Below are 24,302 nucleotides of genomic sequence, written 5' to 3'. Positions count from 1 at the left end.
AAGCCCGACAACACGGTCAAGGAGCCGGAGGAGGGCACGGTCGACAAGCCCGTCAAGCCGGTCAAGCCGAACGAGAACACGGACGTCAAGCCGAACCAGAACACGGGCGACAAGCCCGACAAGCCCGTCGACAAGCCCGTCGACAAGCCCGTCGACAAGCCCGTCGACAAGCCCGTCGACAAGCCCGTCGACAAGCCGGGCGAGGGCACGGGCAACGGCACGGGCCAGGAGCACGGCAACGGAACGGGCAACGGCACCGGCCAGGAGCAGGGCAACGGCTCGGGCCAGGATTCCGGGGATTGACCACGGAACTCATCCGGGCCGGGCTCCCGGGGTGGCAGAGGTAGCCGGGGACGTTGGTGGCCGCCGCCCGCGACGCAGTACGGGAGCGGCCGGCTCGGAGGCGGAAGCAGCTCCGCGGACCTACGGTGGTCAAAGAGGCGGGGCGGGCCGAACCCCGCTCCTGAGGAGGCTGCCATGGAGGAGCACTGTGTCTGGGTGACCACCCGCCGCATCAGGGCGGGCACCTTGGAGGAGTTCGAGAGGGCGTGGCGCCCGGGTTCCGTCCCCGAAGGCATGCGCCGCGCGTATGCGTACTGGTCCGAGGACGGGCAGGAGATCACCGGAGTGTCCCTCTGGGACTCCAGGCAGGCGTGCGACGCGTGGCGCTCCTCCGACGCGGAGAAGCAGCGGCGAGAGGTCATGGCCCCCTACGTCGTCGAGGAGCGGGAGAGCTTCTACCGCGGAGGCGAGCTCACCCTTCCCGCACGGTGACCCGGGCCGGCATCCGGCCCGCGCGCTGTCGACCACCAGGCGCCGGGAACAGGCGACCGGGGACTCCCGCGCCTCCATGACCGCCGCCGTGCGGCCCGGCGTCAGGATCCTCGCGGCGGGTGGACCGTGAGGGTGCCCTCCGGGTCGCGGGTGAGGTCGGTGCCGAAAGCGCGGCTGGTGCGGGCGAGAACCTCGTGGAGCCAGTCGCAGTCCTCGCGTGAAGCGTGCCGCAGGCGCATCCGGTGGGCCTGCAGCGGGATGAGGCGGGCGTGGTCGAGCCGGCCGGTGTCCGGCTCCAGTGAGATGAAGTGCAGCAGCCTCAGATCGTCCCGGTAGTGCTCGTGGCCGCCGATGCCCTCGTAGTCGTCGATCAGGTCGCCGCAGCCGTAGAGGACCGGATGCCCCCGGTACACCTCGAACGGGCGCGGATGGTGCGAGGAGTGCCCGTGCACGACGTCCGCGCCGCCGTCGACGAGCGCGTGCGCGAAGCGAATCTGATCGCGTGGGACGGCGTAGCCCCAGTTGGAACCCCAATGGATCGAGACGACCACGAGGTCGCCGGATCGTTTCGCCCGCCGGATCCGGCCGGCCACCTCGGCCGCATCCGCATCCGAGGCCTCGTCGACGAAGTCGATCCCGCTCCGGCCCGCGGTGGCCGCCCAGGAGTGGGGGACACCGCTCGACGCCGTACCCAGGGAGAAGACCAGCAGGCGGCGGTTCCCGGAGAGGGAGAGAACCGCGGGCCGCCGCGCCTCGTCGAGGTCACGGCCCGCTCCCGCCGTCCGCAGTCCCGCGGCGGCGAGCGAGTCGAGGGTCTCGGCCAGCCCGTGACGGCCGTAGTCCAGGACGTGATTGTTGGCGAGGACGCAGACGTCGGGTCGGGCGGCTTCCAGGCAGGGCAGGTTGGCGGGATGCATCCGGTAGTGGACCCCCTTGCCGGGGGCGATGTCGTCACTCCGGGTGACGGACGTCTCCAGGTTGAGGATCCGGGCGTCGGGCGCGGCCGCGTCGAGAAGGCCCAGCGCCTCTCCCCAGGGCCAGGAGAAGGGCGCCCGACGCGGAACCGTGCCGTTCGCCGTCTCCGCCAGCTCGACGTACGTGCGGGCATCGGTGACGTACGCCTCCGGCAGGGCCGGGTCACCGGGGTGCGGAAGGATCTGGTCGACGCCGCGGCCGAGCATCACGTCTCCGGCGAGGAACAGCGTCACGAGTTCACCGCCCATCTCTCCAGGCTAAGGCGGTGTCGCTCCGGTGACGCCGGGCTCCCCACGCCGGCGCCCGCGTGCCCGCCCGGCGCCCGCGGGGCACCCTGGAGGCATGGCCCGAGCCAACGACCAGGTCGAGGCGCTGCTCCAGGAGTACGCGGACCTCATCGCGATCCGGGGCGGGGAGGCCTTCAAGGCGCGCGCCTACGAGAAGGCCGCTCGCGCCGTCGGGGGCTACCCGGAGGATGTCTCGACACTCGACGCCAAGGAGCTGTGCGAGATCCCGAACGTCGGCAAGTCGGTCGCCGACAAGATCCTCGAGTACCTGCGGACCGGCCGCATGTCCGTCGTCGACGAGGCCAGGAGCTTCGTGCCGGCCGGCGTGCGCGAGCTGATCACGATTCCGGGGCTGGGGCCCCGCAAGGCCATGCTGCTGTACGAAGAGCTGGGCATCACCTCCGTCGACCAGCTGCTCGACGCCATCCACCAGGAGCGGCTGCGTGACCTGAAGGGCTTCGGCGAGCGGACCGAGGACAACATCCTGCACGGCATCTCGGTACTGCAGAAGGCCGGTGAGGGCCGGATCCTCGTCAGCGCGGCCATGGACGTCGCCGAGCAGCTCGTCGCCGAACTGTCGGACATCCGCGGCTGCGTACGGTGCACGTACGCGGGCTCCCTGCGCCGCATGAAGGAGACCATCGGCGATGTCGACATCCTGGTGGCGGCCCGCCGGTCGGCTCCGTTCATGGACGCCCTCACCGCCCTCCCGCACACGGCCGAGGTCATCGCACACGGGGCGAAGAAGACCTCCGTACGGACCGTCACAGGCCTCCAGGTCGATCTACGGGTCCTTCCCCCGGCCTCCTGGGGTGCGGGGCTGCAGTACTTCACCGGCTCCAAGGCACACAACATCCGCACCCGCGAACTCGCGGTGCGCCAAGGCCTCAAGCTCTCCGAGTACGGGCTCTTCGACGCCGAGAGCGGGGAGAGCGTCACCTCCGAGACGGAAGAGGCGATCTACGCCAGGCTCGGACTGCCCTGGATACCGCCGACGCTGCGCGAGGACCGCGGCGAGATCGCGGCCGGGCTGCGCGGTGAACTCCCCGACCTCCTGACGGAGAAGGACATCCGGGGCGATCTGCACACCCACACCGACCTCACCGACGGGCTGGCCCCTCTGGAGGACATGATCGCCGCCGCTGCCGCCCGCGGCTACGCGTACTACGCGGTCACCGACCACGCCCCGAACCTCTCCATGCAGCGCATGACCAGCGAGAAGATCCTCGCCCAGCGCGAGCGGGTACGCGCACTCGACGGCGCGCACCACAAGATGCGGCTGCTGCACGGCACGGAACTCAACATCGGCCCCGACGGCTCCCTGGACTGGCCCGACGAGTTCCTCGCGGACTTCGACATCTGCGTGGCCTCCATCCACTCCCACTTCGACCAGAGCAGGCAGGAACTCACCCGCCGCCTCATACGCGCCTGCGAGAACCCGAACGTCGCCGTCATCGGCCATCCCACGACCCGCCGGATCGGCAAACGCCCGGGCATCGACGCCGACTTCGACGCGGTCTTCGAGGCCTGCGCGCGGACCGGCACCGCTCTGGAGATCAACGCGCATCCCGAGCGGCTCGACCTGTGCGACGAGGACGTCCTGAGCGCGAAGCGGTACGGCGTGAAGTTCGCGGTGAACTCCGACGCGCACGCCACCACGCATCTGCCGTACATGTGCTACGGGGTGGGCACGGCGCAGCGCGGCTGGTTGACCAAGGACGACGTCATCAACGCGTGGCCGCTGACGAAGCTGCGACGGTTTCTGAGCGGGAAGGGCACCTGACGGAGGTCGCCGACATCTCGCGGGCACAATTGGATCACTCGCCACGCGATGTGCCGACCTATCGATGGAGTGCCTTGTGGAACAACCCGATTCCGTTCCCTTCCCGCTCGACCCGGCTGCCGACCCCGCTGTCGAAGCGGCCGCGCTCCTCAAGCAGGGGTGCCCGGTCCAGAACGTACTGCTGCCCGGCGGGGTGACGGCGGTGGCCGCCCTCGACCACAAGACCGCGAAGCAGGTACTCGGACACGCTCACCTGACCAAAGACCCCGCCCACTGGCCCGCTCTGACGGACGGTCGCATACCGGACGACTGGGAACTCGGCGCGCTCGTCCAGGGCGCCGGGATGCTCCACGCGGGCGGCGAGGCTCACGCGAGACTGCGAGGCCTGGTCAGCGCCGCCTTCCGGCGCACGTCCATCGAGGCCATGAGACCTCGTATCGAGGACATCGCACACGCCCTGCTCGATCGGCTTGAGAGCGCCGGCACGGACGCGGTGGATCTGCGCGAAGAGTTCGCGTGGCAACTGCCGATGCAGGTCATCTGCGAGGTCCTCGGCGTACCCGCTACGGCGGTCGCCAAGCTGCGCGACGCGTTCGACCGGTTGGTGACACCTCAGCCGCTGGAGTCCGACCAGGGCGGAATCCTGGCGGCGCAGATGACGATCGCCGGTGAACTCACGCAACTGATCGCTCTGAAACGCGAGAACCCCGGCGCTGACCTCGCCACCGAACTGATCCGGGCGCGTGACGAGGACGAGGACAGGCTCAGTGACGAAGAGCTGGTCCAGACGATGTTCCTGCTGTTGATCGCCGGGCAGGAAACGACCGTCATCCTCATCACCAACACCGTGCACAGCCTCCTGAGCGACCCGTCGCAGGTGGCCGCGGTCCGTGCGGGCACCCACACCTGGTCGGACGTCGTCGACGAAGGACTGCGCCACTCGTCGCCCGTTCGCTACGCCCTCATGAGGTACGCCACCGAGAACGTCGAGATCGGCGGAGTGACCATCGCGAAGGGGGAGCCGGTCATCGCCGCACTCTTCGCCGCCGGCCGGGATCCGGAGGTACACGAGAACGCGGACCGCTTCGACCTGGACCGTTCATCCCGCCAGCACCTGGCGTTCGGTCACGGCGCGCACTACTGCATCGGCGCGACCCTGGCCAAGCTCGAAGCGGAAGTGGCACTCGGGGCGTTGTTCACCCGCTTCCCCCACCTCGCGCTCGCCACCGACGACCTCACCACCATGCGGTCCATCCCGCTCCAGGGGTTCGAGGCGCTGCCGGTCCTGCTCCAGGGCGGAACCGTGTAGCGGCTTCAGCGACGAGCAGGCCGTGAGCAGAAGGCGGCACCACCGGTACGACCGGTGGTGCCGCCTTCCGTCTCCGGGTGGCCCGGGCCGGGCCTTCTGCCGTGCCGTGTCGCTATCGGCGGCCGGAGAGGAGGCGGCGCCACCAGGGCCGGCGCGCCGTGCCGTTGACGACTGCCGCGGGCGGCACGGGGCCGGCCGGGCTCGGCTGACCCGCGGGGGCCGCGCGGCCGGCCTTGCCCGTGGCGGCCGCCTCGGCGTCGCCGCTGCTCCCGGCGCGGCGGGGAGCGAATGCAACGGGAAGGTTGTCGAGGCGGCTGGAGATCAGCGAGGTGGTCACGCGCAGTTCGTCCTCATGCCCGACGAGCTGGATGTCGGGCAGCCGCGCGAGCAGGGTGTCGATCCCCGTGTCCGCGATCGCACGACCGATGTCCTCGCCCGGGCATTCGTGGGGTCCGCTGCTGAAGGCGAGGTGCGAGCGGTTGCCGTGCACGGGCGTGGCCAGATCCGGCCGGATCTCGGGGTCGACGTTCCCGGCGGCCAGGTCCAGTATCACCAGGTCACCGGCCCGGATCTGCTGGGACCCGAGCTGGGTGTCGGCGGTCGCCCACCGGGTCGGCACCCGGGCGAGCGGTGGGGCGTCCCAGAAGACCTGGTCGAGCGCGTCCGGCAGCGTCATGGAGCCGCCGGACAGGCTCGCACGGAAGCGGTGGTCGGTCAGCACCATCTTCAGGGTGTTGGCGACCAGGTTGCTGGTGTTCTCGATGGCGGCCACCAGGGCGTGCCGCAAGTGCTCCATCACCTCGTCGTCGCTGAGTCCCGACTCGTGGCTCAGCAGCCAGCTGGCGAAGTCCTCACCGGGGCTGTCCTTCTTCTGCTTCACCAGCTCCGTCAGGATGCCCACGACGAAGGTGTTGCTCTCAAGAGCCGTCGCCGTCCCCTTGACCATGTCCCGTACGGCCGCACCCACTGCGAGCGCATTCACCTCGGGGACCCCGTAGAGACGCGCCACGACCAGGGCCGGAAGTTTCTCGGAGAAGTCGGCCACGAGGTCGGCCTTGCCGCTGCCTGCGAATTCTCCGATCAGCTGCTCCGTATAGCGGACGACGTAGCCCCGGATTCCGCGACGGCGGAAGCGGCCCAGGCTGTCGGTGATCGCGGCGCGCAGCCGCGCGTGCTCGCTGCCGTCGGCGAAGACCAGCAGCGGCTGCCAGGCGGTGACCGGAAGCAGCGGAGAGCTCGGGTCGAGCGTGATGTTCCATATGCGCGAGTCGTTGGAGAACAGCTTGGAGTTGCGCATCACCTCCAGGTTCTCCCGGTGCCCCAGGACCAGCCAGGCCGGCACGTCGCTCTGCAGGAGTACGGGTGCCACCGGTCCGTGCTTCTGGCGGAGGTCTCGGTACATGGCGTAGGGCGAGCCTTCCGCCTCCGGCCCGTACAGCCGCTGCACGGCGTCGGACCGGGCGCCTCCCTGCGCGTGCGCGGGGCATCCCGGAGGCGGTACCGAAGCGGTCGGGGTACCGGTTGCGTCTGGGTACGGGGTGGTCACGAATCCTCCGAAAGCAGCGGCGTGAAGAGCGAGCGGGAAGTACGTCGGGCACTGCTGGCCCAGACCTGGGCTCGGCCGGATCGGCGGCAGCACCACCGGTCGGCCGATGCGCCCACGATGCCGGATCGCACGCCCTGTAGGGCTCTGTCGCCGATGAGCGCCACGGGGGACCGGGAATCGCCACACCTGCGTGAGATGTGCTCTCGCGGACGGAGTGGCGTCACAGCAGCGACACGCAGCATAACGGGGGGTGCCGTCCGCTCAGTAGCGTGGTCCGGGCTCCAACTCCACCGTCGGCAGCGGGACGTGTCCCCTGGCCCGAGCGGCCGGGCGGGAGGAACCCCGGACGAGTTCGCGGATGTGCGGTGTGCTGCAGTTACCTGATCAAGTACACCCAGCTGGAGAGGAACTCAGAGTGTCAGACGTTGAGTTGCGGTCGGTGCCACGCGCACCCGGGGCGGTGCCGCTGCTTGGGCACGCCCTGAGCCTGTGGCGCGATCCTTTCGGCTTCCTCACGTCCCTGCGGCAGCACGGGGACCTGGTCCGCGTCGACCTCGGCACGATGCCGATGTACGTCGCCACTTCGGCGTCCCTGGTGCGCGAAGTGACGGTGACAAAGGCGCGCGACTTCGAGAAGGGCCGCTTCTTCGACCGGCTGCGGCCACTGGCGGGGAACGGCCTGGCCAATTCCGACGGTGAGATACACCGCAAGCATCGCCATCTGATCCAGCCGATGTTCTCCAAGGACCGCATCGCCGGGTACTCCGCCACCATGAGCCGCAACGCCCTGGCGCTCGCCGACTCCTGGACTCCAGGACAAGAGGTGGACCTGGAAGAGGCGATGGCGGAATACGCCATCGAAACCCTGGCGGCGACACTGTTCTCCGCGGACATCGGGCTGCCCGCGGTGGAAGCCGTACGCAAGAACCTGCCCGTCCTGCTGAAGAACCTGTTGGTACGCGCGGCCTCCCCGAAGTTCCTGGACCGGCTCCCCATCCGCGCCAACCGTGACTTCGACGCGGCATCGGCGAACCTGCGCCGGGTCATCGACGAGGTCATCCTCAGCGCTCGGCTCTCCGGGCACACCGACCGCGACGACCTCCTTTCGCTGCTGCTGCGCGCTCAGGACACCGAGAGCGGCGAGCGCCTCTCCGATGCCGAGGTCCGGGACGAGCTCAGCACCATCCTGTTCGCGGGAGCCGAGACGACCGCGGCGACACTCGCCTGGACCTTCCACGAGCTGGCCGCCCATCCCGAGATCGAGAAGCAGGTGGTCGCGGAGATCCAGGATGTCGTCGGCGACCGGCCGGTCACCATCTCGGACGTCCCTCGCCTCGGGCACCTCCGGCGGGTCCTCGACGAGGTGATCCGGCTGCACGGCGTGACTCTGCTCATGCGCCGCACCACGGCACCGGTCGAGCTGGGCGGCCACACCCTCCCTGCCGGAACGGAGGTGGCATTCAGTCTCTACGCCATCCACCGGGACCCGGATCTCTACACGGACCCCGACAGCTTCGACCCCGACCGCTGGCTTCCGCAGCGACAGGCCGCTGCCGCGCTCGGACGCGAGGCGTACGTCCCGTTCGGTGCGGGCAACCGCAAGTGCATCGGCGACACCTTCATCTGGACGGAAGCGACGATGGCCATCGCGACAGTGCTCGCCCGATGGCAGCTGAGGCCGGTTCCGGGCCACACGCCCAAGGAGATCCCCTCCGCGGTGGCGCGTGCCGACCGCATCCCGATGACGGTCGAATCCCGCCGGCGCTGACGCGGCGGGCACGGGCCCGGGTGCGCGGCGGGAACCTGCCCCGGGAAGGCTGCCTCGCCCGCCGGAGCCGACCGCTGTGGCCGGTTCGGTCCAAGACGCCTCCTCCATCGGAAGCCGAGGCGACCCGAGCCGGCCGGTAGCCCTTCTACGCGTTCTGTAGGGCCGGTATGCCGACCCGGGGCGCGGACTCCGGGAGGAGATCCCACCACCAGTCGACCGCGGCGATGCCGAGCGGTTCGTGGCGGGGGTCGGTGGGCGTGTCGCGGAACGTGGAGGGGATCCCTGCCGGGTGGTCGGGCGAGCTGTAGCGCACGGAGCTGATACCCCAGTCCTGAGCTGCCCTGATGTAGGAGGCGAGGCTGTACAGGTACTGGCGCAGCTGGGGGCTGCCGTGCTCCGACAGGCTGGCGCTCAGCCGCATGAACAGGCACATGGCACGGTCCCGCTGGGAAATCGCCGTAGCGAGTGCCTGGCCGGTGCTGAGCCCCTGCTCTTCCTCCAGTACCCGCAGGACGTTGAGGTAGTAGCCCTCTCCGGTGCACTCCTTGTGGTACGAGAAGATGTCGTTGTCCCAGGTGATGATGAACGACCCCAACTCCGCCACAGCCCGTACGTGCGTGCTGTCCCGTTCGGAGGGTTGCAGTTCGTAGCCCCCGCCCATCTCCAGCATCGGCAGTACCACCGTGGTCGCGCCGGAGCAGAGCCGCATCAAGGTGTAGTCGTTGAGATCGGGCACAGTGCCCCTGCTGCGGTGGGACGCCTCCCAGACCACTGACAGGAAGTACTCCCGCAGCGCTTCCACCCAGCGGGCGGTCTGCCCCACCGTGCCGTACCGGGCGACTCTGTACCGCAGGTCGCGCAGCCCCGCTGCGAGCGGGTCGTCCAGCAGCATCGGGGCCTGCGGGGTCTGCGCGACGCGCAGCAGACGCGAGAGAGTACCCGCCAAGTCTCCCGGACGGTGGCCCAGTTCCCCCTCCTCGCAATGCCCGTCATCGACGCCGAACAGCCAGAGCACGAAGTCCGCCAGGAGCGAGACGACCCCCTCGCGGCCCTCCGGAAGGATCCGCGCCGCGAAGTTTCCGATGTCCTGCCGCACCAGGCGGCTGCGCAGCTCCTCGGACCCGATGCGAAACGTTTCTGCCCACGCCGAGGTCTGGACATCGATCTCGGCGTGGCGCGGATGAATCGCAGGCGGGATGGGGGAGAAGAGCGGCGGGACAACCAGGTCAGGCCCCATGGCCTCCCTCTCAACATGGTGCAGGACGCCTCTGCGACGGCCGCGGACGGATGCGGAACCGGAGACCACTCGCACCTTCGGGTGATCGACTATGGCGCATAGTAAGCAGTCGTAGCGATTGATCCAATAGGACAATCTCACCGTTACAGGGTCTTGATCGGCTGCTCCGGACGGCAGGACTTCCGCAGATACGGCAGCCGGGCCAGAGGCGCGTCGATCCATACGTGTGCCGGGCCGACGTACGACCGGCCGTCGTCGGCGAGCCACGTGCCCGGCGGGATGAGGACCTCACGCCCGTCCGCGCCCTTGGTCACCACCGGAGCCACCATCAGGCCGTCGCCCAGCAGGAACTGGTCGGTGACAGGAACAGTGCGGCGATCTGGGCGTAGCGACCGATGACGAAAACGCAGAGGAAGGGCAGGAGGAACGCGTGGGCGGTGAGGTTGCGCCGAACGGCGCCGCGTTTCACGGGTAAGACCTCCGATGCGTGTTCGCGCCAACATGGTGGCGCGGTTCGGAAGCGTGTCGACAGCGCTCGGCCGAGTGTCAAGGGTTTTGGCCGACGCTCCTGTCGCTTCGTCAGTTACCTTGAATTCCAAGGGATTTGGAGCGTGCGAAAGGTGGCGGAAGGTCTACTGGGTCGGCCGAAGGGACTCGGTCGACGGTTGACCAACTCTGCATGTTCGCGCAAACGTGATGCGGGCCAGGAAGATGCCTGGGCATCACCGTGCGAGAGGAACAGCACCATGGCGAAGGATGGGCAGCGGCCACGCAAGCCCCGCTCCCCGGCTGCGGATCGCCCCAGGCCTCCGTCGATGGCGGACGTCGCGGCCATGGCAGGGGTAAGCCCCGTCCGCCGTCAAATGGCGGGGCCGCAACGGGGGCAAGCGTCCCGGCCGGATGCGTCTGTGGAGCTGGCAGGCCGTCGCGCAGGGTGCGGACGCCGTCATGTACTTCCAATGGCGGCAGTCCCGTGGCGGTGCGGAGAAGTTTCACTCCGGCATGGTCCCGCATGCGGGGGCCGAGACCCGGGTGCACGCCGAGGTACGGGAGCTGGGCCGCGAACTGGCCCTGGTGCCCGAACTGGCCGGCACGCGCATCCGCAACGAGGTCGCGCTCCTGTTCGGCTGGGACAACTGGTGGGCGCTCGAACTCGACTCGCATCCCTCGGACGGCGTGCGCTGCCTCGACCGCGTCCTCGACCACTACTCCCCCTGTTCGAAGCGGGCGTCGGCATCGATGTCGTACACCCCTCCGCGGACCTCTCGCCGTACAAGCTGCTCGTGCTGCCCGGCCATTACCTGCTGTCGGCCGAGAACGCGGAACGGATACGCGCGTTCGTGGCGGACGGGGGATCCCTCCTCGCCTCGTTCTTCACCGGGATCGTCGACGAGCACGACCGCGTGCACACGGGCGGCTGTCCCGCTCCGATGGGCGACGTACTGGGCGTACGCGTCGAGGAGTTCTGGCCGGCCGCCGTGGACGAGGCGGTTCCGCTCCGCGCCCCGGCCGGAGACGCCCCGGAGCCCGCCCCCGCGCCGGCGTCCCTGTGGCGCGAGGACGTGAAGCTCACCGGCGCCCGCGCCGAACTCTTCTTCGCCGGACCCGACTGGGACGACGACCGCCCCGCGGTCACGGTGCACACCCATGGCGCGGGGACTGCCCGCTACCTCGCGACCCGCCCCGATCCCGTCGCGATGCGAGCCGTCGTCGACCGCTCGCTCGCCGACGCGGGCGTCGCCCCCGTTCTGCCCGGCCTGCACACCGGTGTCCAGGCGACGATCCGGCACGGCGCGGATCACGACGTCCTCATCCTGCTCAACCACACCGACGACACCCATGAGGTGACATTGCCGGCCGACCGCCGAGACCTTCTCGACGATCGAAGGCCTCTCGTCCGCCACGTGGCCCTCGAGCCGCGGGGCGTCGCCGTCCTCGGCTCCGTGCTCACGTCCACCCCCAGCCCTCGGAGGGCACTGTGAGAAGACCCCTGCTACCGGCGATGGTCGCCGCGGCGCTCCTGCTCGGAGCGCTCGGCGCCTTCCCGGCCGGCGCGTCCACGACGACCGATGCTCCGGCGACGGCCGGCACACCGGCCGTCCTGTCCGACTCCTGGCGTGCGCCCCTCAGCACCCGGGGCCGCTACGTCGTCGATGCCGACGGCAACCGCTTCAAGCTCAAGTCCGCGAACTGGCAAGGGGCTCAGGGATCGTGGAGCGGCTCCGGCGACATCAACGACCCGGCCGGCCACCACGACGGTGAGAAGGCCGACCAGATGCCGCTCGGCCTGGACCGCGCGCCGATCCCGCGGATCCTCGCCGGCTTCCACGACCTCGGCATCAACAGCATCCGGCTGCCGTTCTCGAACGAGATGCTGCACGACCAGCGCCCGGTCTCCGACGCCTCGGTTGCCGCCAACCCCCAACTGCGCGGCAAGACCCCGCTCCAGGTCTTCGACGCCGTCATCGCCGCCACCACGGCCGAGGGCTTCGCGGTGATCCTCAACAACCACACCAACACCTCACGCTTCTGCTGCGGTCTGGACGGCAACGAACGCTGGAACACCAGCCAGTCCACCGCGCAGTGGGAGAGCGACTGGATCACCCTCGCCCGCCGCTACAAGGACAACAAGCGCGTCGTCGGCGCCGACCTCTACAACGAGGTCCGCCGCACCGTCACCGACGACGCCAACTGGAACTGGGGCAACGACCACGACTGGTGGGCCGCCTCCCAGCGGCTCGGCGACCGGCTCCTCACCGAGGCCAACCCCGACCTGCTGGTGATCGTCGAAGGGATCAACTGGCAAGGCATACCGGCCGACGGGCTGCCTCACGGGCGTCCCACACTCGAACCGGTACGTACCCTCTCGCACACCCTCGTCGCCTCGAACAAGCTGGTGTACGCGGCGCACTTCTACGGCTACACCGGGCCGAACCACACCGGCGCGACCGGCATGGGCGAGACCCACGACCCGCGCTACCAGGAACTCTCCCGCGAAGAGCTGTTCGCGACCCTGCAGCGCCAGGCGTTCTACGTCACCTCCGAAACCGGCCGCCACTTCACCGCACCCCTGTGGATCAGCGAGTTCGGCATCGGCAGCGACGAGACCAACGCGCAGGCACGCGCCTGGTTCGGCAATCTCGTGGACTACCTGATCGCCAATGACACCGATTTCGCCTACTGGCCCCTGGTCGGATGGGCCGGACACGGCACGTGGTCGATCCTCAACTACGATGCTACGGGCCGCCGTTCCGGCATCCTGGACGGCGGCGACTGGCGCGCCGCCGAGTGGAACCGGCTGGTCACCTCGCCGCAGAAGAGCGGCCAGGTCGCCGTCTCCGACACCTGGGACATGCTCAACCTCGACCACGCGGACGCGGTCCAGTCGGCACGCGCACGGACGCTCGGGGACTGGGACGCGGGAGCCCGCAAGGGGGCGTGCCCCGACGGACAGCGGCTCGTCGGCCTCGCGCACCGTGACGGGCGCGGGCTGTGCACCGATTCCGGGGCCGCCGGTCTGGCAGCCACCGGTCCGGCGCCGACCGTGGTGACCGACGAACGCCACGTACAGCAGGGCGATTGGGCGAGCGGCTACACCAAGTACCAGTGCGGGCCGGGCCAGTTCATGATCGGCTACAGCGTACGGGGCCAGGCGGTCTCGGCGGTCCTGTGCGCCCAGGCGGGCAGGCCCCTCGGGACGAACGGCCGGACCGTCTGGTTCGACCGGGGTGACAACCGGTCGGCCGGAGGCCCCGGGGGAGAGTTCGCGTACGGCACCTACAAGGGGCAGTGCGGAACGGACGAGTACGCCGCGGGTGTCGCCTTCACCGGAGCCTGGGCCAAGGGCAAGACACCGGACGCCCTGCTGTGCCGCAAGCTGTGACGGCCGGCGCCTGACCGCCGGCACCTGACGGCGCCGGTGCTGACCGCGGCCGGGTGACGGTCGGGATGTCCCTCGTAACGGGTGGTGGCGGGACGAGCAGCCTCGTCCGTCACCATCCGGCCCGGCCGGGCCGTGTCGCACCCTTGTCGAAGCCCCTGATTCGGCTCGCGCGGGATTTTCCCGGCTGCGATGGTGGGGGGAGGGAACGTGTCCATCGCACCTGACGCTTTCGGGAGGTCTCGTGTCGCACGCCTCCTCGCGTGTCCTGCGCCGCCTGCCCGCTACAGCGCTCGCCTGCGGGGCATGTCTGATCGCGCTGCTGCCGGGTCCGGCGCGGGCGTTCAGCGGCGGCAATCATGAGAAGATCACGCGCGCCGCCCTGAGCTGGGAGCCCGGGTCGTTGTCGGCGATGGCCGACTCCCGCGACGGGGCAATCGTGGCCAACGATCAGGGCGACTACTTCGACCTCGGCATCCTGCACTGTGACAACGCCGACCACCTCGCCCCGCGGTACGGGTCCGCGTACCCGCGTACCCGCGACCAGGCGACCACCGAACTGCTCGCCTGCATCCGCGGCTCCGTCGCCCGCCTGCGGGCCGCCGTCCATGACGCCGACGGGTTGGTGGACGCCCACGGCAAGGTCATCGCGCGCCAGAGCGACCTGACCTCTCCCTGCGCGTGGAACGGGAGGCCGGAACGCGCCAAGTGCAACGTCCTGGAACAGCTCGGCCGTGACTGGCACGCCATCGAGGACTTCTACTCGCACGGCAACTGGTCCGACAAGGCCGACGACGCCGTTCCGATCGGCACCACCAATCCGCCCGGCCTGAACCGCACCACCATCGCGCCGTTCCTCGACATCCGTCGCTACAGCTCCATGGACGACGCCGAGTGGACCCGGGAAGCCGCCGGCCTGATCCCCGAGGACCTGGCCACCGGCTGCTACCCCGACTTCGATTCGACCGGTTACAAGCCCACCGACTGCGCCGGACGCATCAAGCACAACGGCACCCTCAACAAGGACACCGAAGCCTCCGAGCGTTCGAGGAACGGCAACTTCCAGCGGGCTTCCGAGCTTGCCGCCCAGGACATAGCCCGTCAGTGGAAGGACTTCACGGCAGAGCTCATCGAGACCTACCCCGACCACAGGCGTGGTGAGCAGATGATCTGCGCGCTCACCCATGACACCCCCGCGTCCAGCTGTCCCTGAACGGAACCGCCGGCCGCCATCCGGTTCCGTCCGCACATGCGAAGCCTCCGGCCGGATGCTGCAATGGCCCCCTGGAGGTCTGTCCGGCGCCGTCGGGCTGCTGGACGGGCCCGCGGCCCAGAAGGCCGGACGCCCTGCCCGAAACGACGTACAGAACCGAGACGGGACCATCCCATGACGGCGTCGGATCCGAGCCCCGCGGGGCCTGGCGGGGGGACACAGCCCGAAGAGGCGGACCGGCTGCGTGAACTGCTGCGCAGCCCCGGCTATCTCAAAGGGCTCGTGTTCTGCGCCCTCATCGGTGTTCCGGTGTCGCTGGCGGCGTTCTGGTTCCTGGTCGCACTCCACGAGCTTGAGCACCTGATGTGGGGCGGTCTGCCCGAGGCTCTGGGGTGGGACGTCCCGCCGTGGTGGTGGCCGTTGCCGTTGCTGCTCGTGGCCGGCACGGCCGTCGGGCTCGTGGTCACCCACCTGCCCGGCGCCGGCGGCCACATCCCCGCCTCGGGGCTGCACACGGGCGGCATCACGTCGAGAGCCCTGCCCGGCGTGATCCTCGCCGCCGTACTCAGCCTTCCGCTCGGCGCCACGCTCGGACCGGAGGCCCCGTTGATCGCCCTCGGCGGCGGCCTGGCGCTGTTCTTCCGGGACCTGGCACGGGTGCCGGCAACCGTCCAGAGCACGGCCCTCCTGGGCGCGGCGGGAGCAGCGGCTGCGGTCGCGGTGATCTTCGGGAGCCCACTGATCGCGGGGGTTCTACTCATCGAGGTGGCCGGGGTGGGCGGGCCTCAGCTGTTCGCGGTCATGCTGCCGGCGCTGTTGTCGAGCGGGGTGGGCTCACTCGTGTTCACCGGCTTCGGCCGCTGGACCGGTTTCGACGCGCCCAGCCTTTCCGTGAAGGTGGGCGTTCCCCTTCCGCGGCTCGACGCCGGGGATGTGCTCTGGTCGGTCCCGATGGCAGTGGCCCTCGGCATCGTCATGCACCTGATCATGCGAGGGGGGCGGCGGACCGCGCGGTTCGTCGCGAAGCGTCCCGTCGTCCATACGACCCTGTGCGCCCTGGCAGCCGGCGTCTGCGCCGCCGTATACGCGCTCACCACCGGCCGGTCGCCCGCGAACGTGGCGTCCTCCGGCCAGGGGACGCTGAGCCAGATGGCCGCCGATCCGCATTCCTGGGGGATCGGGGCCCTGATCGCCGTGGTGCTCTGCACGAGCGTCGCCTACGCCCTGTGCCTGGGCAGCCTGCGAGGCGGCCCCGTGTTCCCGTCGCTGTTCCTGGGCTGTGCGGTGGGTGTGCTGCTCGCGCCCCTGCCGGGCCTGGGGGTCGTACCGGGAATGGCCGCGGGCATGGCGGCCGCGACGACCAGTGCCCTGCGGCTGCCGGTCAGCAGTATCGTGCTCGTCGTCCTGGTGCTCGGCAGCGTCGCCATGACCCCCGTGGTGATCCTCGCGGCCGTCGTGGCCTTCGTGACGACCCAGTTGCTGCCGCCCGGATCCCCCGTTCCGCCAGTGGGTAAACCCGCGGAACCGCCGACCGCACCGCCCCCCGCCGCCGGCGCGCCCGGCTCCGTCTGAGGTCGCCGCCGCGTCTCCTCCCGCGCGGTCGCCGAGGTGCGCCGCGGACCGCGCGCGCCGAGAGTGGAAGTACCCGGCCGGAGACGGCACCGGCCGGCGGTACCGCACGAGGGAGGCCGTATGGCGCGTCACCACGTGAGGGAAACCATGCGGGGACCGCCGCACGGAGTCCGGCGCGATGGGGCGGGTCCGGCCCCGTCCGGTCAGGGCGAGCCGGAAGCCCTCGGCGCGCACGTGCCCGCAACCGTGGTGCTCGTGACAGGCGTGGCGGGGTCGGGGAAGTCCACCGTGGCCCGTCTGCTGGCCGACCGGCTCGGCTGGGCGTACCAGGATGCCGACGACCTCCACACTCCGGCGAACCGGGCCAGGATGGCGGCCGGCGAGGCCCTGACCGACGAGGACAGACGCCCGTGGCTGGCTGCTGTCGCGGCATGGATCGACCGGCGGATCGCGGCGCGGGAGCCCGCTGTCGTCGCCTGCTCCGCGCTCAAGCGCGCCTACCGGGACCAACTGGCCGGGGGACGGCCTGAGGTACGTCTCGTCCATCTGCACGGGACACGGCAACTCATCCGGTCCCGGCTGCTGTCCAGGCAGGGCCACTTCTTCCCCGCGCGGCTGCTGGACAGCCAGTTCGCCGACCTCCAGGAGCCGGAGCCCGACGAGCACGCCTGCGTGGTGGACGTCGACCAGCCCCCGGAAGCCGTGACCGCAGCGGTCGTCGCCCAGCTCTCCGCCGTACCGACCGAGGAGCCGCACGTGCCCCCCACAGCATCAGGAGAACAGTGGCTGCTCCGCCACGGCGCGCAGGCGGCAGTGGTCGTCGAGCTGGGCGCCGCCCTGCGCCACTACGAGGTGGGCGGGCGGCCGCTCCTCGACGGATTCGCCGCCGACGAGCGGATCACCGGCGGACGGGGGCAGCTTCTCGTGCCCTGGCCGAACCGGGTGGACGGCGGGCGCTATCGCTTCGGTGGCGAGGACCTGCAACTCCCGCTGACCGAACCGGAGAACGACAACGCGATCCACGGGCTCCTGAGGTGGGTGCCGTGGAAGCTGCTCGCCCGCAGCGAGGACGCGCTCACGGTGGGCACCGTCCTCTTCCCGCAGCCGGGATACCCGTACCAGCTGGAGGTCGCCGCCGAGTACCGGCTCGGCCGGGAGGGGCTGGAGACCACCGTCACCACCACCAACGTGGGGGACACGGACGCGCCCTACGGCGTCGGCCAGCACCCCTATCTGACCGTGGGCACCGACCTGGTGGACACCGCGCTGCTGACCGTGCCGGCCCGCCACCGGCTCGCCACCGACGAACACGGCCTGCCGACCGCTGAGGAGCCGGTCGAGGGCACGGCGTACGACTTCCGCGCCGCCCGGCCCATCGGCGAGGAACGACTGGACACCGCGTACACGGGGCTCGACCGGGACCCCGCCGGCCACTGCGTGGTTCGGCTGGCGCACCCTTCGGGGCGACACGGCATCGACGTACGGCTCATCGAGGGCATCCGGTACGTGCAGGTCTACACGGGGGACACGCTGTCGGAGCCCGGGCGCCGTCGGCGCGGCGTCGCCATCGAGCCCATGTCCTGCCCGGCCGACGCCTTCCGCAGCGGCACGGCGCTCACCGTCCTGGAACCGGGCGGCAGCCACGTCTTCCGGTGGGGCCTGGCCCCGTGGGGATCCTGATGACCCCGGACACCGGGCCGTCGACGCCGAGCCCCATGACCGGTGACGCCTTTCGCGCGTTGTACGAGGAGCTGTGCGACAGGAGCCCGCGTGCCCCGGACGACCGGCGCGGTGCGCTCGGCCATCTGACGCCCGAGCGCGTGGTGGCCGCCGCCGCCGAGGTCCGCTCCGGACTCACGGTGTCCCTGGCCGCGCCCATCGAGACCCTGGCCGGCCCGGACAATCCCGACCCCGCGCACCACCGGATGATCGCCCCCGCCGCCGGTGAGAGCGGCCGCGCCGGGCTGCACTTCGCACGCGACCGGTTCGCGATGAACGTGCACGGGGACGCGGACAGCCACCTCGACGCGCTGTGCCACGTGCTGTTCGACGGGGAGCTCTACAACGGCGTGCCGGCGAGCAGCGTGACGCCCGAGGGCGCCCGTGAGCTTTCCGTCGAGGCCGTCCGGGACGGCATCGTCGGCCGTGGCGTGCTCCTGGACGTCCCGCGGCTGCGTGGCGTGCCCTGGCTGGAGCCCGGGGACCACGTGACCACCGACGACCTGACCGCGGCGGAGGAGGCCCAGGGCGTCCGGGTCCTGCCGGGGGACATGCTGTTCGTACGGGTCGGGCATCGCCCACGGCGCCAGGAGCGCGGCGCGTGGGACGCGGCACGGGCCCGGGCAGGCCTTCATCCCACGGCCGTGCGGTTCCTGGCCGACCGACAGGTGTCCGTACTGGGCGGGGACGGCAACAACGACACCGCCCCCAGCGCGGTGGCCGGGATCGGCTTTCCGGTGCACGTACTGGCGATGCACGCCATGGGCCTGCACCTGATGGACTACCTGCAGTTCGAGGAGCTGACCCGGGCGTGCGCCCGCGCGGGCCGCTGGTCCTTCCTGTGCGTGGTCGCGCCGTTGCGGCTTCCGTCGGCCACCGGCTCGCCCGTGAACCCGATCGCCGTTCTGTGACGGCCGCGCGCGGAGCCCCGTCGGGTCGCCGCTCGCGGAAAGGGGGGATACGTTCGAAGAGGTGGGGTGGCTGCCGTGTCCCGGCAGCGCGCAGAGAGAGGGCCCGCCGACAGGGCGGGGCCCACGAGCGCAAGGACGGTGGTCGCCGTGGGCGACTCCCCGCACTACGACGTCGTCATCATCGGTTCCGGCGCCGGCGGCGGTACGCTCGCCCACCGGCTCGCCCCGACCGGTAAACGCGTGCTCATCCTCGAACGCGGTGACTACCTCCCGCGCGAGCGGGACAACTGGGACTCCACCGCCGTGTTCGTGAAGGGCAAGTACCGGGCCCCGGAGTTCTGGCTGGACAAGCACGGCAACGAGTTCCCGCCCGAGGTCAATTACTACGTCGGGGGAAACACCAAGTTCTACGGCGCCGCCCTCTTCCGGCTGCGGCCCGAGGACTTCGGGGAGCTCCGCCACCACGACGGGCTGTCGCCGGCCTGGCCGATTCGGTACGAGGACCTGGAGCCGTACTACACCGAGGCCGAGCACCTCTACCTGGTTCACGGCCGCCACGGAGAGGACCCGTGGGAAGGGCCGTACAGTGCCCAGTACGCCTACCCGCCGGTCGAACACGAGCCACGGATCCAGCAGCTGAGCGACGATCTGGAGAAGCGGGGCCTGCACCCGTTCCACCTGCCCATCGGCGTCGACCTGAGCCAGGACGAGAACGGGCGGGCCACCAGCTCCAGCGTCTGCATCCGCTGCGACCGCGTGGACGGCTTCCCCTGCCTGGTGCGCGGCAAGTCGGACGCCCAGGTGATCTGCGTTGAGCCCGCCCTGCGGCACCCGAACGTCGAAATGATCACCAACGCCCGGGTGGTCCGGCTGGAAACCGACCCGACCGGACGCAGTGTCAACAGCGTCGTCACCCGGAGCGAGGACGGGCTCGAGGCCTCCTACACCGCGGACATCGTGGTCGTCGCCTGCGGGGCGGTCAACTCGGCGGTACTCCTTCTGGCCTCGGCCAACGACCGCCACCCCCGCGGGCTGGCCAACAGCTCCGACGTGGTCGGCCGGCACTACATGCGCCACAACAACCTTGCGCTGATGGCCATTTCGAAGGAGCCCAACGCCACCAAGTTCCAGAAGACCCTGGCCCTGCACGACTGGTACCTCGGCGCCGACGACTGGGAGTACCCGCTGGGCGGCATCCAGATGCTCGGCAAGTCGGACGCAGACCAGATCCACGGTGAGGCGCCCCGCTGGGCGGGTGCCGTGACCCCCGACATGCCCTTCGAAGTCATGGCCCACCACGCGGTCGACTTCTGGCTGTGCGGCGAGGACCTTCCCCTCCCCGACAACCGGGTCACCGTCGACGGCGACGGCACCATCCGTCTCGTGCTCGACGAGACGAACAACATCGAGGGTCTGAAACGCCTGCGCCACAAGCTCCAGGGCATGCTCAGCCATCTGGGGATGCACGAGCACCAGCTCCTGTCGCGCAGCATCTACCTCCACAAGGGCATGCCGATCGGCGCCACGGCGCACCAGGCCGGCACCGTCCGGTTCGGCGACGACCCGGCCACCTCCGCCCTGGACGTGAACTGCAAGGCCCACGATCTCGACAACCTGTACGTGGTCGACACGAGCTTCTTCCCGAGCATCGGCGCGGTCAATCCGTCCCTCACGGCGATCGCGAACGCCCTCCGCGTGGGCGACCACCTGGTGGAACGGCTGAGCTGACCCCGCGGCTTCCTCCGACCGGGCGTTGATGCTGGGCCGCGTGGCTCAAGAGCACCTCGCCCGGGCCGCCGATCTCCGAAGAGGGTGGTTCGGTGGCGTTCGGACCCTGTCGGGCCGCGGTCCGGCGGACCGGATCGGGCAGTCGAGGAGGCAGTCGATCGTGAGTTCCACCGAGGGCGTACCGCAGGGAGTGATCCCCGCTCACCTGCTCAAGGGCCAGAAAGCGCTGGTCACCGGCGCCAACAGCGGAATCGGCAAGGCAACGGCCATCGGCCTGGGCCGGGCCGGCGCCGACGTGGTCGTGAACTACGTGGCCGGCGCGGAAGAGGCCGAGAAAGTGGTCGCGGAGATCGCCTCCTTCGGCGTACGCGCCGCCGCGTACGAGGCGGACGTGTCCCAGGAGGACCAGGTCGTGGCCATGATGGACCGGATGGTCCAGGAGTTCGGCACGATCGACATCCTGGTCGCCAACGCCGGACTGCAGCGCGACGCCCCGTTCGAGGAGATGACGCTCGCCCAGTGGCAGAAGGTGCTGGACGTCAACCTCACGGGCCAGTTCCTCTGCGCGCGGGAAGCGACGAAGGAGTTCCTGCGGCGCGGCGTCGTCCCGGAGGTGTCCCGTGCGGCCGGAAAGATCATCTGCATGAGCTCGGTCCACCAGGTCATTCCCTGGGCGGGGCACGCGAACTACGCCTCCTCCAAGGGGGGCGTGCAGATGCTGATGGCGACCCTGGCCCAGGAACTCGCGCCCAAGAAGATCCGCGTGAACGCGATCGCTCCCGGAGCCATCAAGACACCGATCAACCGGAGTGCGTGGGAGACGCCACAGGCTCAGGAGGATCTGCTCCGGCTGATCCCGTACGTGCGCATCGGCGACCCCGAGGACATCGCCCAGGCGGCCGTGGCTCTCGCCTCCGACCTCATGGACTACGTCGTGGGCACCACGCTCTTCGTGGACGGCGGGATGACCCTCTACCCCGGCTTCGCCACCGGCGGCTGACCCGACTGCCATCCCGAGCGCCGAAGGAACGTATGCACACCACGGTCCACCTGCTGGCGGCAGACGCCCCCGCGCAACTGCTCCCCGCCAGGGAGCTCATGGCGTTCACCCTCGCCTCCCACATCATCCTGGTGCCGATGGGAGTGGCGCTGCCGCTCATCACCCTCGTCATGCACTACCGCGGGCTGCGCCGCGGCGACGCGACAGCCCTGCTGCTGGCCCGCCGCTGGTCGGCCGTGATGGCCGTGCAGTTCGCGATCGGCGTCGTCACCGGCACCGTACTGTCGTTCGAGTTCGGCCTGCTCTGGCCGGGGCTGATGGGCAAGTGGGGCGACGTCTTCGGCATCGGGTTCGGCGTCGAGGCCTGGGCGTTCTTCCTCGAAGCGGTGCTCATCGCCATCTACCTGTACGGCTGGCGCAGGCTGAAGCCACGCACCCACTTCCTGCTCGGGCTGCCGCTGCCGGCCGCCGCGCTGCTGGGGGCCTTCGGCATCCTGGCCGCCAACTCGTGGATGAACACCCCCCAGGGGTTCTCGCTCGACTCCCAGGGCAACCCGGTCGACGTGAACGTCTGGAAGGCCATCTTCACCCCGATGTTCGGGCCCCAGTACTGGCACTTCGTGGTGGCGATGCTGGTGACGGCGGGCTACGTCGTGGCAGGCGTCTACGCCGTCGGCTGGCTGCGCGGCCGCCGGGACCGCTACCACCGGCTCGGCTTCACGGTCCCCTTCACCATCGCCGCGGTGGCCACTCCGGTGCAGTTCATGCTGGGCGACTCGATCGCCCGGCAGGTGTTCCACAAGCAGCCCGTGAAGTTCGCGGCGATGGAGATCGTCTGGGAGACCGACACCCACGTTCCGGAGTACATGTTCGGCCGGCTCCATCCGGACGGCACCGTCTCCGGCGGCATCAAGATCCCCCAGCTCGACTCCATCCTGGCCGGGTTCAGCCCGGACACCAAGGTGACCGGGCTGACCTCCGTGCCGGCGAGCGACCGCCCGAACGCCACGCAGGCCACGATCGCCCACTGGGCCTTCGACATCATGGTCGTGATCGGATCCCTGCTCGTACTCCTCGCCCTCTGGTACGGCCTGGTCTGGCTGCGCCATCGCCGCATTCCCCGCTCGAAGTGGTTCTACCGCAGCGCCGCGTGCGCCGGTGCCGCCTCCGTCGTCGCCGTCGAATGCGGCTGGATCACGACCGAGGTGGGGCGCCAGCCCTGGATCGTCTACCAGAACATGCGCGTCGCCGAGGCCGTGACATCGACCCGCTCCACCACCCTCTGGATCATGTTCGGCCTGGTGATCGTGGTGTACCTGTTCATCTTCGGGGCGTTCCTCACCGTCCTGCTGAAGATGCGCGACCGCTGGCGCCTGGCCGACGAGCAGACAGGCGGGGAGCCGGTCGAGGCACCGGAGGCAGTCACCCCGTACGGCCCACGCCCTCCTGTCCCGGCCGGCGACCCCCACTCCTCGGGAGACGGCGGCACCACTCCGCCGGGGGGTGACGGGCCGTGATCGCCGACCTCGTCGCTGTCGTGATGCTGCTCGCCGTGACCGCCTACGCCTGCGCCGGCGGAACCGACTACGGGGCCGGCTTCTGGGACCTGACGGCCGGCGGGGCCGAGCGCGGCAAACGCCCCAGATGGCTGATCGATCACGCCATGGCCCCCGTGTGGGAGGTCAACAACGTCTGGCTGATCTTCGCCCTCATCATCATGTGGACCGGGTTCCCGGTGCTGTTCCAGACCGTGTTCACCGCGATGTGGCTCCCGCTGGCGCTGGCCGCCCTCGGGATGGTCCTGCGCGGCGCCGGATTCGCCCTGCGCAAACCCAGCCGCCGACTGGCCCGGCGGCGCCTCTACGGCGCCGCGTTCGCCATCGCCTCCGTGCTCACCCCGTTCTTCCTCGGGGTGGTCGTCGGCGCCATCGCTTCCGGCCGGATCGCGCCGGGCACCGAAGCCTCGGCGGACGCGTGGGCCGGCGCCGCGTCCCTCCTGTTCGGGCTCCTCACCGTCGCCGCGACCGCACTCCTCGGCGCCGTGTTCCTGACCGCCGACGCCGCGCGCTTTGACGCACCCGACCTCGTCGGCTACTTCCGGCTCCGCGCCCTCCTCAGTCTCGTCGCGGTCGCCCTGACGGCGGTGGGCGTGCTCCTCGTCACCCGCGGCGACGCCCCCCACGTCTGGCACGGACTCACCCACGGCGCGGGGCTCGCCCTCGCGGTCGTGTCCGCGGTGTTCTTCGCCGCCACGGCGCTGCTCGTGCTGCGGGGAGAGGCTCGCTGGGCCCGCTTCAGCACCGTCGGCGTCGTCGCCGCGGCCGTGTTCGCCTGGGGCCTCGCCCAGCGCCCCTACCTCATCCCCACGTCCCTGACCGTGGCGGACGCCGCAGGCGATTCCCAGACGCTGACCTGGCTGTCGGTGGTCAGCCTCGTCGCCCTGCTGCTCATCGTCCCGGCCGTCTTCCTCCTCTACTGGCTGGACACCCACGGCGAGCTGGAGCCCCTCACCGAATCCGACCTGCGGCGGACCCGCCCCACGCGGGGTGACGCGGCCGACGGCGACTGACCTCCGGAAGGTCGTCGAGTCCCCCATCGCG

The 24,302-nt window shown here is 70.4% G+C and carries 18 protein-coding genes and 2 pseudogenes; 16 read left to right on the top strand and 4 right to left on the bottom strand.

Annotation, left to right across the window (positions count from 1 at the left end; all coding sequences use genetic code 11):
- Both ACGFYQ_RS07640 and ACGFYQ_RS07635 read left to right on the top strand, forming a co-directional pair.
- Positions 1-303: pseudogene (locus ACGFYQ_RS07640) on the top strand (hypothetical protein); the annotation flags it as partial.
- 174 nt (positions 304-477) lie between these two features.
- Complete coding sequence (locus tag ACGFYQ_RS07635) at positions 478-774, top strand: antibiotic biosynthesis monooxygenase (RefSeq protein ID WP_393741026.1); 297 nt, start codon at positions 478-480, stop codon at positions 772-774.
- A 101-nt stretch (positions 775-875) separates the two neighbouring features.
- On the opposite strand, the gene ACGFYQ_RS07630 is transcribed toward ACGFYQ_RS07635, so the two are convergent.
- Complete coding sequence (locus ACGFYQ_RS07630) at positions 876-1,997, bottom strand: CapA family protein (protein WP_393741024.1); 1,122 nt, start codon at positions 1,995-1,997, stop codon at positions 876-878.
- A gap of 94 nt (positions 1,998-2,091) precedes the next feature.
- On the opposite strand from ACGFYQ_RS07630, the gene polX reads away from it, so the two are divergent.
- Both polX and ACGFYQ_RS07620 read left to right on the top strand, forming a co-directional pair.
- A complete protein-coding gene (gene polX / locus ACGFYQ_RS07625; RefSeq protein ID WP_393741022.1) occupies positions 2,092-3,819 on the top strand; it encodes a DNA polymerase/3'-5' exonuclease PolX in 1,728 nt (575 codons plus the stop codon).
- Between the two features lie 76 nt (positions 3,820-3,895).
- Positions 3,896-5,128 (top strand): cytochrome P450, encoded by a 1,233-nt coding sequence (locus ACGFYQ_RS07620; RefSeq protein ID WP_393741020.1) that lies wholly within the window; start codon positions 3,896-3,898, stop codon positions 5,126-5,128.
- 112 nt (positions 5,129-5,240) lie between these two features.
- Here the strand turns inward: ACGFYQ_RS07620 and ACGFYQ_RS07615 are convergent, their stop codons facing one another.
- Entirely contained in the window at positions 5,241-6,530 is a 1,290-nt protein-coding gene (locus ACGFYQ_RS07615) for a cytochrome P450 (RefSeq protein WP_393741018.1), read from the bottom strand.
- 583 nt (positions 6,531-7,113) lie between these two features.
- On the opposite strand from ACGFYQ_RS07615, the gene ACGFYQ_RS07610 reads away from it, so the two are divergent.
- Entirely contained in the window at positions 7,114-8,442 is a 1,329-nt protein-coding gene (locus ACGFYQ_RS07610) for a cytochrome P450 (RefSeq protein WP_393741016.1), read from the top strand.
- 145 nt (positions 8,443-8,587) lie between these two features.
- On the opposite strand, the gene ACGFYQ_RS07605 is transcribed toward ACGFYQ_RS07610, so the two are convergent.
- Positions 8,588-9,679 (bottom strand): selina-4(15),7(11)-diene synthase, encoded by a 1,092-nt coding sequence (locus ACGFYQ_RS07605; RefSeq protein ID WP_393741014.1) that lies wholly within the window; start codon positions 9,677-9,679, stop codon positions 8,588-8,590.
- A 143-nt stretch (positions 9,680-9,822) separates the two neighbouring features.
- Positions 9,823-10,182 carry a hypothetical protein gene (locus tag ACGFYQ_RS07600; protein ID WP_393742105.1) on the bottom strand — a complete coding sequence of 120 codons (360 nt, stop codon included), beginning with the start codon at positions 10,180-10,182 and terminating at the stop codon, positions 9,823-9,825.
- Between the two features lie 397 nt (positions 10,183-10,579).
- On the opposite strand from ACGFYQ_RS07600, the pseudogene ACGFYQ_RS07595 reads away from it, so the two are divergent.
- The 11 genes and pseudogenes from ACGFYQ_RS07595 to ACGFYQ_RS07545 all read left to right on the top strand — a co-directional run.
- Positions 10,580-10,690, top strand: a pseudogene (locus ACGFYQ_RS07595) (beta-galactosidase); the annotation flags it as partial.
- Positions 10,639-11,661 (top strand): beta-galactosidase trimerization domain-containing protein, encoded by a 1,023-nt coding sequence (locus tag ACGFYQ_RS07590; protein ID WP_393741012.1) that lies wholly within the window; start codon positions 10,639-10,641, stop codon positions 11,659-11,661. The pseudogene ACGFYQ_RS07595 and the gene ACGFYQ_RS07590, both read left to right, overlap by 52 nt.
- A complete protein-coding gene (locus ACGFYQ_RS07585; protein ID WP_393741010.1) occupies positions 11,658-13,562 on the top strand; it encodes a glycoside hydrolase family 5 protein in 1,905 nt (634 codons plus the stop codon). Before ACGFYQ_RS07590 ends, ACGFYQ_RS07585 begins: the two co-directional genes overlap by 4 nt.
- A gap of 241 nt (positions 13,563-13,803) precedes the next feature.
- Positions 13,804-14,772: a CinY protein gene (locus tag ACGFYQ_RS07580; RefSeq protein WP_393741008.1), complete on the top strand. Its 969-nt coding sequence runs from the start codon at positions 13,804-13,806 to the stop codon at positions 14,770-14,772.
- Between the two features lie 174 nt (positions 14,773-14,946).
- A complete protein-coding gene (locus tag ACGFYQ_RS07575) occupies positions 14,947-16,344 on the top strand; it encodes a chloride channel protein (protein WP_393741006.1) in 1,398 nt (465 codons plus the stop codon).
- Positions 16,345-16,599: 255 nt separating this feature from the next.
- Positions 16,600-18,024, top strand: a complete 1,425-nt coding sequence (locus ACGFYQ_RS07570) for a gluconokinase, GntK/IdnK-type (protein WP_393741004.1) — start codon at positions 16,600-16,602, stop codon at positions 18,022-18,024.
- 35 nt (positions 18,025-18,059) lie between these two features.
- A complete protein-coding gene (locus tag ACGFYQ_RS07565; RefSeq protein WP_393742103.1) occupies positions 18,060-18,974 on the top strand; it encodes a cyclase family protein in 915 nt (304 codons plus the stop codon).
- A gap of 147 nt (positions 18,975-19,121) precedes the next feature.
- Positions 19,122-20,702 (top strand): GMC oxidoreductase, encoded by a 1,581-nt coding sequence (locus ACGFYQ_RS07560; RefSeq protein WP_393741002.1) that lies wholly within the window; start codon positions 19,122-19,124, stop codon positions 20,700-20,702.
- 205 nt (positions 20,703-20,907) lie between these two features.
- A complete protein-coding gene (locus tag ACGFYQ_RS07555) occupies positions 20,908-21,702 on the top strand; it encodes an SDR family oxidoreductase (protein WP_393742101.1) in 795 nt (264 codons plus the stop codon).
- 32 nt (positions 21,703-21,734) lie between these two features.
- A complete protein-coding gene (locus ACGFYQ_RS07550) occupies positions 21,735-23,219 on the top strand; it encodes a cytochrome ubiquinol oxidase subunit I (RefSeq protein ID WP_393741000.1) in 1,485 nt (494 codons plus the stop codon).
- Positions 23,216-24,271 (top strand): cytochrome d ubiquinol oxidase subunit II, encoded by a 1,056-nt coding sequence (locus ACGFYQ_RS07545; protein ID WP_393740998.1) that lies wholly within the window; start codon positions 23,216-23,218, stop codon positions 24,269-24,271. Before ACGFYQ_RS07550 ends, ACGFYQ_RS07545 begins: the two co-directional genes overlap by 4 nt.
- The last annotated feature ends 31 nt before the right edge of the window (positions 24,272-24,302 follow it).

This window comes from Streptomyces sp. NPDC048258 (genome assembly GCF_043201995.1).
GTDB lineage: Bacteria > Actinomycetota > Actinomycetes > Streptomycetales > Streptomycetaceae > Streptomyces.
Note: the sequence above shows the minus strand (reverse complement) of the source record. Positions and strands in the feature narration are given on the sequence as shown.

Excerpts from the sequence above, each read along its gene's own strand:
- ACGFYQ_RS07635 (WP_393741026.1), top strand. The coding sequence starts at position 478 with ATGGAGGAGCACTGTGTCTGGGTGACCACCCGCCGCATCAGGGCGGGC.
- ACGFYQ_RS07630 (WP_393741024.1), bottom strand. The coding sequence starts at position 1,997 with ATGGGCGGTGAACTCGTGACGCTGTTCCTCGCCGGAGACGTGATGCTC.
- polX (WP_393741022.1), top strand. The coding sequence starts at position 2,092 with ATGGCCCGAGCCAACGACCAGGTCGAGGCGCTGCTCCAGGAGTACGCG.
- ACGFYQ_RS07615 (WP_393741018.1), bottom strand. The coding sequence starts at position 6,530 with ATGTACCGAGACCTCCGCCAGAAGCACGGACCGGTGGCACCCGTACTC.
- ACGFYQ_RS07605 (WP_393741014.1), bottom strand. The coding sequence starts at position 9,679 with ATGGGGCCTGACCTGGTTGTCCCGCCGCTCTTCTCCCCCATCCCGCCT.
- ACGFYQ_RS07600 (WP_393742105.1), bottom strand. The coding sequence starts at position 10,182 with ATGTTGGCGCGAACACGCATCGGAGGTCTTACCCGTGAAACGCGGCGC.
- ACGFYQ_RS07590 (WP_393741012.1), top strand. The coding sequence starts at position 10,639 with ATGGCGGCAGTCCCGTGGCGGTGCGGAGAAGTTTCACTCCGGCATGGT.
- ACGFYQ_RS07575 (WP_393741006.1), top strand. The coding sequence starts at position 14,947 with ATGACGGCGTCGGATCCGAGCCCCGCGGGGCCTGGCGGGGGGACACAG.
- ACGFYQ_RS07565 (WP_393742103.1), top strand. The coding sequence starts at position 18,060 with ATGACCGGTGACGCCTTTCGCGCGTTGTACGAGGAGCTGTGCGACAGG.
- ACGFYQ_RS07550 (WP_393741000.1), top strand. The coding sequence starts at position 21,735 with ATGCACACCACGGTCCACCTGCTGGCGGCAGACGCCCCCGCGCAACTG.